Below are 10,222 nucleotides of genomic sequence, written 5' to 3'. Positions count from 1 at the left end.
CTTCGGGTTGTTTCAGGTGAACAAAACGTTTCAAGGAGTGTCCTGTGCAAGACCATAACGTGCTGGTCACCGACCATCGCTATGCCTCCACCGCGCGTTTCTGGCGCGAAAGCCTTTCCCGGGTCGCCGGCGTCTACCGGATCGCGGCGTACGCCCCGAATCAGCAGCCGGGTCGCCCGCTGTCCCGCACGGTGCGGCTCACGCCCGCGTCGCTCGACCTGTTGCGGCGCATCGGCGACGGCGAGCTTGCCGAATTCGCCGTCACGGCGGCGAGCATTGCGTTCCTGCTCTGGAAATACTTCCGGATTCCGGTCACGGTGCTCGGCACGCCGGCGCTGGCCGCGCATCCGTCGGCCCGCGCCGCCACCGTGCCGCTGATCATCGAGGTCCGTCCCGACGAGCGCGTCGAGGACTACCTGTCGCGCGTGGCCGCGATCGTGGAAGACAGCTACGCCGAGCCTCACTTCCCGCTGGAAACGCTCGTGCGCAACGAAAAGGACATGGCGCTCGCGCAGCTCACGAAAGTCGCGCTGTCGGACGACCGGGTGCACCACGCACCGGCCGGCCGGGACGACGACCTGCAGTTGCATCTGCGGCTCGCGCGCGGCGAAATCGAGCTTCGTTACAGCGCAGCCATCGAGCCTTTCATCATCGACGGCTTCGCCGGCAGCCTCGGCGCGGTGCTGGCGGCATTCGAACACCTCGACACGCCCGTCGGCGACATCGCATCGGCGCCGCCGGAAGAGGGCCCGCTGCTGGCCGCCTTCAACGAAACCGCGACGACCGGCCCCAGCCACCCGACGGTCGTCGCCATGTTCGAAGCGCAGGTCGCCCGCACGCCGACGGCGCCGGCCCTGGTCACCGACAGTGCGCTGATGACCTACGCCGACCTGAATGCCCGGGCCAATAGCCTCGCCCATCAATTGCGCGAACACCACGGCGTCGGGCCGGAATCGCTGGTCGGCATCATGCTCGACCGTTCCGAATGGATGATCGTCGCGATTCTCGGCATCCTGAAGGCGGGCGCGGCATTCGTTCCGCTGGACCCGGCGTATCCGGCCGAGCGGATCAATCACATCCTCGGCGACACCGGCCTGTCGCTGCTGGTGACCCAATCGAATCAGCTCGCGCAGTGGTATGAATTCTCCGGCGTGACGCTGCTGCTGGACCAGGAACTCCCCGGCTGGACGCCGCTGCCCGACAACCCGCCGTACCGTGCCGAACCGGCGCACCTCGCCTACGTGCTCTACACGTCCGGCTCGACCGGGAAACCCAAAGGCTGCCTGCTCGAACACCGGAACCTGGCCCACTACATCGCGTGGGCCGCCGCGTATTACTTTCCGGACGGCACGACCGGCAGTTTCGGCCTGTACAGCTCGCTCTGCTTCGATTTCACGCTCACCAATATCTTCTGCCCGCTGGTGCGCGGCAAGACGCTGCGCATCTACCCGCAGTCGGAAAGCATCGACACCATCCTGGCCCGGATGTTCCAGCCCGGCAGCGGCGTCGACACCCTCAAGCTCACGCCCACCCACATTCACCTGCTGGAATACATGAACCTGGCACGCTCCGGCGTGCGCAAGGTGATCGTGGGCGGCGAGGAACTGACGCCCCAGCACATCGCCACGCTGCGCAAGATCGATCCCGCGATCGAGATCTACAACGAGTACGGCCCCACCGAGGCGACGGTCGGCTGCATCGTCGAGCGCGTCGAGCACGCGCCGTCGACGGTGCTGATCGGCCGGCCCATCGCCGACACCCGCGTGTACATGCTCGACGACGCGCTGCGGCCGGTTCCGCTCGGCGTGCCCGGGGAAATCTGCGTCGCCGGCGCCGGCCTCGCGCGCGGCTATCACCAGCGGCCCGACGTCACCGCCGCGAAATTCGTCGAGCATCCGTTCCCCGGCGAAGCGCGCCTCTATCGCACCGGCGACATCGGCCGGTGGCTGCCCGACGGACGTATCCAGTGCTACGGACGCATCGACCACCAGGTCAAGATCCGCGGGCACCGTGTGGAACTCGGCGAGATCGAGGCCGCGATTGCCGCGCACGAGGATGTCGTCGGCGCGGCGGTCATGCTGCGCGAATCCGCCCACGGGGTGCGCAAGCTGGCGGCCTACGTCAAGGGCGCGCCGAGCCTGAACGTGCCGGACCTGCGGGCCTATCTGGCCGGGAAGCTGCCGGACTACATGGTCCCGTCCGACATCATCCCGATCGCCGAATTTCCGCTCAACGCCAACGGCAAGCTGGATCGCCCGGCGCTGCTGGCGCTGGAGCCCAACGCCGCGCCCGACGACGCCCGTCTCGACGCCACGCCGCTCGAAGGGACGCCGATTCAGCTCGAGCTGGTGCGTATCTGGCGCGACGTGCTCGACAATCCGGCCGTCGATCTCACCGGCCGCTTCTTCGACTACGGCGGCGATTCGCTGCAAGCCATGCAGCTGGTCTCGCGGATCTGGAGCAGCTTCTCCGTCGAGATCGGCATCGACGCGATCTTCGAACTCCAGACCATCAGCGCGGTGTCCGACCTGATCGAAGCGTCGTCGCCGCACGCCGGTTCGACGGCCGGCGCCATCGTGCCCCGCTCGCGTGCGAACGACCTGCCGCTGTCCTTTCCGCAGCAGCGGCTGTGGTTCCTCGCGCAACTGGAAGGCCCGTCTGCCACCTACAACATCTCGAGCGCGCTGCGCTTCGACGGCGAACTGGACATCGCGCGCCTGCAGGCCGCCGTGTCCGAGATCAGCCGGCGTCACGAGATCCTGCGCACGACGTTTCCCGCCGTTGACGGCCGCGGGGTTCAACGCATCGCGCCGCCGGCGCCGGTCACGCTCGACGTCGTCGACGCCGCCAGCGAATCCGACACGCTCGCGCGGCTCGCGGAGGAAGCCGACCGCCCGTTCGATCTCGCCGTCGGGCCGCTCTATCGCGTCGTGCTGTATCGCGTCCATGAGCGCCTGCACGTCTTCGGCATCGTGATGCATCACATCGTTTCCGATGCGTGGTCGTCAGGTATCCTGATCGAAGAACTGGCCGCGCTCTATGCCGGCGAGTCGCTGCCGGAACTGGCGGTCCAGTACGCGGACTACGCGGTGTGGCAGCACGAACGCCTGGCGTCCGCCGACACGCATCGGGAACTGGCGCTCCTGAGCGCCGCGCTGGCCGATGCGCCGGACCTGATCGAGCTGCCCACCGACCGCCCGCGGCCCGCCATCCAGCAGTTCCGCGGCGCGGTGCTGCCGTTCCAGCTGAGCGGCGAACGCGCCGACGGCCTGCGCGCGATTGCCCGCGCGTCCGGCACCAGCACGTTCATGGTCGTGCTCGCCGCGTATGCGCTGCTCCTGTCGCGATACAGCAACCAGCAGGACCTCGTCATCGGCTCCCCGATCGCCAACCGGCGTTCCAGCATGACCGAGCCGCTGATCGGCTTCTTCGCGAACATGCTCGCGCTGCGTGTGGACCTGTCGGGCGATCCGACCTTCGGCGAACTGCTGGCGCGCGTGAAGCGCGTCGCGCTGGACGGCTACAGCCGCCAGGAGATTCCGTTCGAGCAGGTGGTGGATTCGCTCGCGCTCGAACGCAACCTGAGCCGCACACCGGTGTTCCAGGTCGTGTTCGCGTACGAGAAAGCGCCGTCCGAGGCGGTGAGCTTCCCCGGTCTCGTGGCCACGCCGGTGTCGGTCGAGACCCACACCGCGAAGTTCGACCTCACGCTGCATGTGCAGGATGCCGACGACGGCCTCGCGGGCTCGCTCGAATACAACCTCGACCTGTTCGACGCCGCCACGATCGATCGCATGGCGGAGCACTTCCGCACGCTCGTCGATGCCGTGATCGCCGATCCGGACGCGCCGCTCGGCGCGCTGCCGTTGACGAGCGACGCGGAGCGGAACCTGATGACGGTCGAGTGGAACCGCACCGACACGGATTTCGGCGACGCCGCCGCGCAACCGCTGCATCGCCTGTTCGAACAGCAGGTCGAGCGCACGCCCGATGCCGTCGCTGCCGTCTTCGATGACCAGACGCTCACCTACGCCGAACTCAACCTGCGCGCCAACCGCCTCGCCCACCACCTCATCGCGCTCGGCGTCGGCCCCGATGCGCTCGTCGGCGTCGCGATGGAGCGCTCCCTCGACATGAGCGTCGCCCTGCTCGCGATCCTCAAGGCCGGCGGTGCCTACGTCCCCGTCGATCCCGACTACCCCGCCGAGCGCGTGCGCTTCATGATCGACCACGCGCAGTTGCGCTGGCTTCTCACCCAGCAGCATCTGCGCGACGCGCTGCCCGAGACCGACGCACACGTGATCGTCGTCGATACCGACTCGCTCGACCTCGATGCCGCGGCGACGTCCAACCCCGCGCCCGCGCTCAACGGCGACAACCTCGCCTACATGATCTACACGTCCGGCTCGACCGGCCGGCCCAAGGGCGCGCTCAACACCCATCGCGCGATCACCAACCGCATCCTCTGGATGCAGCACGCCTACGCGCTCGACGCTGACGATGCGGTGCTGCAGAAGACCCCCTTCAGCTTCGACGTCTCGGTCTGGGAACTCTTTTGGCCGCTCGTCACCGGCGCGCGCCTCGTGTTCGCCCGCCCCGGCGGCCAGCGCGAGACCGATTACCTGGTCGAGCTCATCGAGCGCGAACGCATCACCACGCTCCATTTCGTGCCGTCGATGCTGCGCGCCTTCCTCGATCATCCGGACCTCGACGCGCACTGCGCATCGCTGCGGCGCGTCGTGTGCAGCGGCGAGGCGTTGCCCCACGACCTGCAGCAGCGTTGCCTCGAGCGCCTGGACGTCAAGCTGTACAACCTCTACGGCCCGACCGAGGCCGCTGTCGACGTGACCGCGTGGGAATGCCGCCGCGACGACCCGCACCGCATCGTCCCGATCGGCCGGCCGATCGCCAACACCCGCCTCTACATCGTCGATGCGCAGATGCAGCCCACGCCGATCGGTGTGCCCGGAGAATTGCTGATCGGCGGCACGCCGGTCGGGCGCGGCTACCACGGCGAACCCGAGCTGAGCGCCGAAAAGTTCATCGCCGACCCGTTCTCCGCCGACCCGCTCGCGCGCCTCTACCGCACCGGCGATCTCGCGCGCTACCGGCCCGACGGCAACATCGAGTTCCTCGGCCGCATCGATCACCAGATCAAGCTGCGCGGCCTGCGCATCGAACCCGGTGAAATCGAGGCCGCGCTGCGCACGCATCCGTCGGTCGACGACTGCGTCGTGATCGCGAAAACCGCAGGAGCCCGAACGTTCCTGATCGCCTATGTCGCGACCGCCGCGCCGGACATCGCCGGACTGCGCGAGTATCTGGGCGGCAAGCTCGCCGACTACATGGTGCCGTCGCAGTTCGTCGTCCTTGCATCGTTGCCGATGCTGCCCAACGGCAAGATCAACCGCAAGGCGCTGCCCGCGCCGGCCGACGGGGTCAACATGGTCAACGTGGCCCAGCCGCACGCGCCCGCCGTCACGCCCCGGGAAATCCTGCTGGCGTCGATCTGGCAAGACGTGCTGCAGCTGCCTGCCGTCGGCATCCACGACAATTTCTTCGAACTCGGCGGCGACTCCATCCTGAGCATCCAGGTGATCGCGCGCGTCAATCAGGCGGGGCTGCGCGTGACGGCGAAGCAGCTGTTCCAGCATCAGACGATCGCGCAGCTGGCCGCCGCGCCCGAGGAGCGGGCAGCCTACGTGCCGACCCTGAGCCCGCTGGGCGATGCGCCGCTCACGCCGGTGCAGCACTGGTTCTTCGACCAGGAGATCGACGCGCCGTCGCACTTCAATCAAACGGTCCTGATCCAGGTGCCGGCGGATCTCGACGCATCGCGGCTCGCCGACGCGTTCCGGCAAGTCTACGAACATCACGACGCGTTGCGACTGCGTTTCTTGCACGATGCGGGCCGCTGGACCCAGCACGTCGTCGCCGGCGGCGAGATGCCGGTGCTCTTTGCGAAACAGGTGATTGCCGGCGACGCCGGCGAGCGCCTGGCGGCGATGCGCGCCGCCGCCGCTGACGCGGAGCGCGGCATCGACATCACGCATGGCCCGTTGCTGGCCGCCCGGCTCTTCTGCGTGGCCGGCGAACCGCTCGCCCGCCTGTTCGTGTCGATCCATCACCTGGCGGTGGACGGCGTGTCGTGGCGCGTGCTCCTCGAGGACTTGCATGCCGCCTACCACGGCCAGCCGTTGCCCGCGAAGACGACGTCGTTCCGCGAATGGGCGCTGCATCTGCAGCAACGGGCCCGGTCGCCCGCCATCGGTGACGAAGCGCGACAGTGGCAAGCGCTCCTCGCGCAGCCCGTCGAGCCGATGCCGCTTGACTATCCGGCCGCAGGTGCGCCCAACAACGCGGTCGGCGACGCGTCGTCCGTTTCATTCGAGCTGGACGAAGCCGACACCACCGCGTTGCTGCGCCGGCTGCCACGGGCCTATGACACCCGCATCAACGACGTGCTGCTCATCGCGCTCGCGCAAGCCTGCAGCATGGTCACGGGCAACGCCCGCACGCGGATCGATCTCGAGAGTCACGGCCGTCACGTGGCGGATGCGCCGCTCGACCTCACCCGGACGGTGGGCTGGTTCACGTCCATCCACCCCGTCGTGCTCGACGCCGACGCGATGCACACGCCGGAGCAAGCGCTGCGCGCCGCGCGGCAGCAGCTGCGCCGGATTCCGGCCGACGGTCTCGGTTATGCGCTGCTCCGCTACCTGAGCCCCGACGCCGCCGTGCGCGACAATCTCGCCGCGTTGCCGCAGGCCGATATCCTCTTCAACTATCACGGGCAGCTCGATACCGTGTTGCAGCAATCCGACGGCTGGCGCCCGGCGGCCGAAGACCTCGGTTCGCTGCGCGCCGGGCGGTCGCAGCGCACGCACGCGTTCGAGATCGTCGCCGCCGTGGTCGACGGCAAGCTTCAGGTGGACTGGCGCTACGGCGAGCGGCTCCACCGGCGGCAGACGGTCGAGAACCTGGCCGCGCACTTCAGGGACCGGTTGCTCGACTTCGCGGCGTCGGTCCCCGACACCGCAGCCGACGACATCGACGACAGCTACCCGCTCTCGTCGCTGCAGCAGGGCATCCTGTTCCATTCGCTGTACGACCTGGATCCTGCCGCCTATTTCCAGCAGTTCAGCTTCGTCGTCAGCGGCCCGCTCCAGGTGCCGGCGCTCCGGCAGGCGTGGGCCCATGCGCTCGCGCGCCATGCCGTGCTGCGCACCGCGTTCGCGTGGGCCGATCGCGAGCAGCCCGTCCAGACCGTGCTGCACACGGTCGAGCTGCCGTGGACAGTGCTTGACTGGCGGCACCGCGATGCGTCCCACCGTGCGCAGGACTTCGATACGTTCCTCGCCGACGACCGCAAGCGCGGCTTCGATCTGCAGCGGGCGCCGCTGTTCCGCTGCACGCTGATCCAGGAAACGGACACGCGCCATCGCTTCTGCTGGAGCGCGCACCACATCATCCTCGACGGCTGGAGCACCGCGACCCTGATGAAGGAGGTGTTCGACGACTACCTGTCGCTCGCCCGCACCGGCACGCCTGCGGTCGCGGCGTCGGCGCCGGGATACCGCGCGTACATCGACTGGCTCGCGCGCCATCCGCGCGCCGCCGACGAAGCCTGGTGGCGCGCCGAGCTGGCCGGCTTCCGTGCCGCCACGCCGATCGCGGCCAGCCCGGCCCGGCAGACGACCGGCGACGCCGCGCGGCAGGACAAGCGCCGAACCCAGCAATTCCTGCTGGACGAGGCGCTGACCGAGCGGCTGCACGCGCTCACGCGCACGCATCGCGTCACCCTCAACGTGCTGATCCGCGCGGTCTGGGCGTTGGTGCTGCGGCGCCACGCCGGAACGGACGACGTCGTCTTCGGCGTCACCGTGTCCGGTCGGCCGCCGCTGCTCGACGGCGTCGAGTCGATCGTGGGGCTGTTCATCAACACGCTGCCGCTGCGCCTGCGTATCGCGCCGGAGCGGCCCTTCATCGAATGGCTGGCAGAGGTTCACGCGGCCCAAACGGCGATGGAGCCGCATTCGTACAGCTCGCTGGTCGACATCCAGTCGTGGAGCGAAGTGCCCGCCCGCGACAGCCTGTTCGACAGCCTGCTGGTTTTCGAGAACTTCCCGGTTGCCGCCGCCCCCGATCTCGGGCCGGACGACATCGAGATCCTCGACACCCGCGCGTTCGCGGAATCGAACTACCCGCTGACCCTCACCGTACACCCGGACGCGCGCATCGGCTTCCATATTTCGCACGATGCGCACCGCGTCGCGCCGGATGTCGTGCGGCAGATGCTCGACACCCTGCGCGCGTTGCTGGAACGATTCGCCGACGACCCGACCCGGCTGACCGGCCAGCTCGCCGATCCGCCGGCCGCCGACGGCCAGCCGGGCGCGCCGCGCGGGGCAGCCGGGCCGACGATCGAAGCCGCCGCCGGTGCGGCCACGACGGCACGCGCCGTCGCGCCCACCGCGGACGAACGCACGTTGCTGGAGATCTGGCAGCGGATCTTCAAACGGGACGACATCGCGGTCACCGACAACTATTTCGACCTCGGCGGCCACTCGATCATCGCGATCCAGCTGATGGCCCATGTCGAGAAGGCGTTCGATCGCCGGCTGCCGATTTCCTGTCTCTTCGAGAATCCGACGATCGAGAAACTGGCGGCGGCGCTCGCCGCGAAAGAACCGTCCGCGCCTGCCGGCGGACTCGTGCCGATTCGCGACGGCGGCCCCGCCGCGCCGCTCTTCCTGCTGCCGGGCGCCGGCGGGAACGTGGTCTACTTCCATCCGCTCGCGCACCACCTGAGCGGCGCCCACGCGATTCACGGGCTGGAAGCGCTCGGCCTCGACGGCGCGTGCGAGCCGCTCACCCGCGTGGAAGACATCGCGACCCGTCATGTCGAACGCATCTGGCCGCTGGTGGGCGCGGGTCCGTACTACCTCGCGGGCCATTCGTTCGGCGCGCACGTGGCGCTGGAGATGAGCCGGCAACTGGTCGCCAAGGGCGCCGACGTGAAGCTGCTGGCGATCCTCGACGCGTCCGCGCCCATCGACAGCCCGGCCGCCATGTACTGGCAGGACTGGGACGACACCGAATGGCTGGTCGCGATCGCCCACGAAATCGGCACCTTCCTCGGCGCCGACCTCCAGGTGACGCGAGCCGACCTCGTCCCGCTCGATCCCGACGGCCAGGCCGACTTGATCCTCGCGCGGATCGGCGACCGCGGCAGCTGGTTCGCGGACGCCGGGCCCGACCGCCTGCGCGCGTACCTGCGCGTCTATCAGGCCAACTTCAAGTCGCACTACGCGCCGCACGCCACGCCGCTGCCCGTGCCGATCGCGTTGTTCCGCAGCACCGAGCACGATCCCGACGACTACGCGCCGTCGCCCGAGATCGCGCAGCTTCGCCTGGACCCGGCCTGGGGATGGTCCCGCTTCTCGACGCTCCCCGTCGCGGTGACGGACGTCCCCGGCGACCACCTGACCATGCTGCTCGATCCGCATGCCGGCGCCCTCGCCGCCCATGTCAATTCGTTCCTGGAAAAACAACCCTCATGAAACTGAAATCAACGCCGACGATCGACAACACTTTCGCCCGCAAGGTCTGCATCAACCTGGACCGGCGTCCCGACCGCTGGGAAGCGATGCAACGAAAATTCGCAGAGCAGAACATCCTCACGGTGGAACGGCTGTCCGCCGTCGATGCAAAACAGGTGAGCGTGCCGGAATCGTTGAGCCACATGCGTCCGCAGGACTACGGCTGCACGATGAGCCATCTCGCCGCGGTGAAACAGGCGAAGGCCGCCGGCGCGAGCGAAGTCCTGATCTTCGAGGACGACGCGTTCTTCGACGCCGAGTTCGCCGCGCGCTTCCCCGAGTTCATCGCGCAAGTGCCGGACGACTGGCACATGCTGTTCCTGGGCGCGTATCACTTCACGCCGCCCATTCCCGTCGCGCCGAACATCGTCAAGGCCGTGGAGACGCTCACCGCGCACGCGTACGTCGTCAGGGACTCGCTTTACGACGCGTTCATCGCGATCAACGAAAACCCGCCGGCGATCAACGACCGCAACAACCTCGTGCTGCAGCAGACGTTCAATTGCTACTGCTTCGAGCCGAACCTGGTCGGACAGGAGTCCGGCTACTCCGACATCATGGACGAAGTGATGCCGGAAAAGCCGCTGACCTATTCGATGCCCATTCCGGACGGCTGGTGA

General features: G+C 68.4%; 2 protein-coding genes. Both read left to right on the top strand.

Annotation, left to right across the window (positions count from 1 at the left end; translation table 11 throughout):
• Nucleotides 1-44: 44 nt before the first annotated feature.
• Nucleotides 45-9,563, top strand: a complete 9,519-nt coding sequence (locus tag LGM89_RS25610) for an amino acid adenylation domain-containing protein (protein ID WP_226274339.1) — start codon at nucleotides 45-47, stop codon at nucleotides 9,561-9,563.
• Nucleotides 9,560-10,222, top strand: a complete 663-nt coding sequence (locus tag LGM89_RS25605) for a glycosyltransferase family 25 protein (RefSeq protein WP_226205096.1) — start codon at nucleotides 9,560-9,562, stop codon at nucleotides 10,220-10,222. Before LGM89_RS25610 ends, LGM89_RS25605 begins: the two co-directional genes overlap by 4 nt.

Origin of the sequence: Burkholderia sp. AU31624 (genome assembly GCF_020420065.1) — a bacterium.
Classification (GTDB): domain Bacteria; phylum Pseudomonadota; class Gammaproteobacteria; order Burkholderiales; family Burkholderiaceae; genus Burkholderia.
Note: the sequence above shows the minus strand (reverse complement) of the source record. Positions and strands in the feature narration are given on the sequence as shown.

Coding starts and splice junctions, on each gene's coding strand:
- LGM89_RS25605 (WP_226205096.1), top strand. CDS start 9,560: ATGAAACTGAAATCAACGCCGACGATCGACAACACTTTCGCCCGCAAG.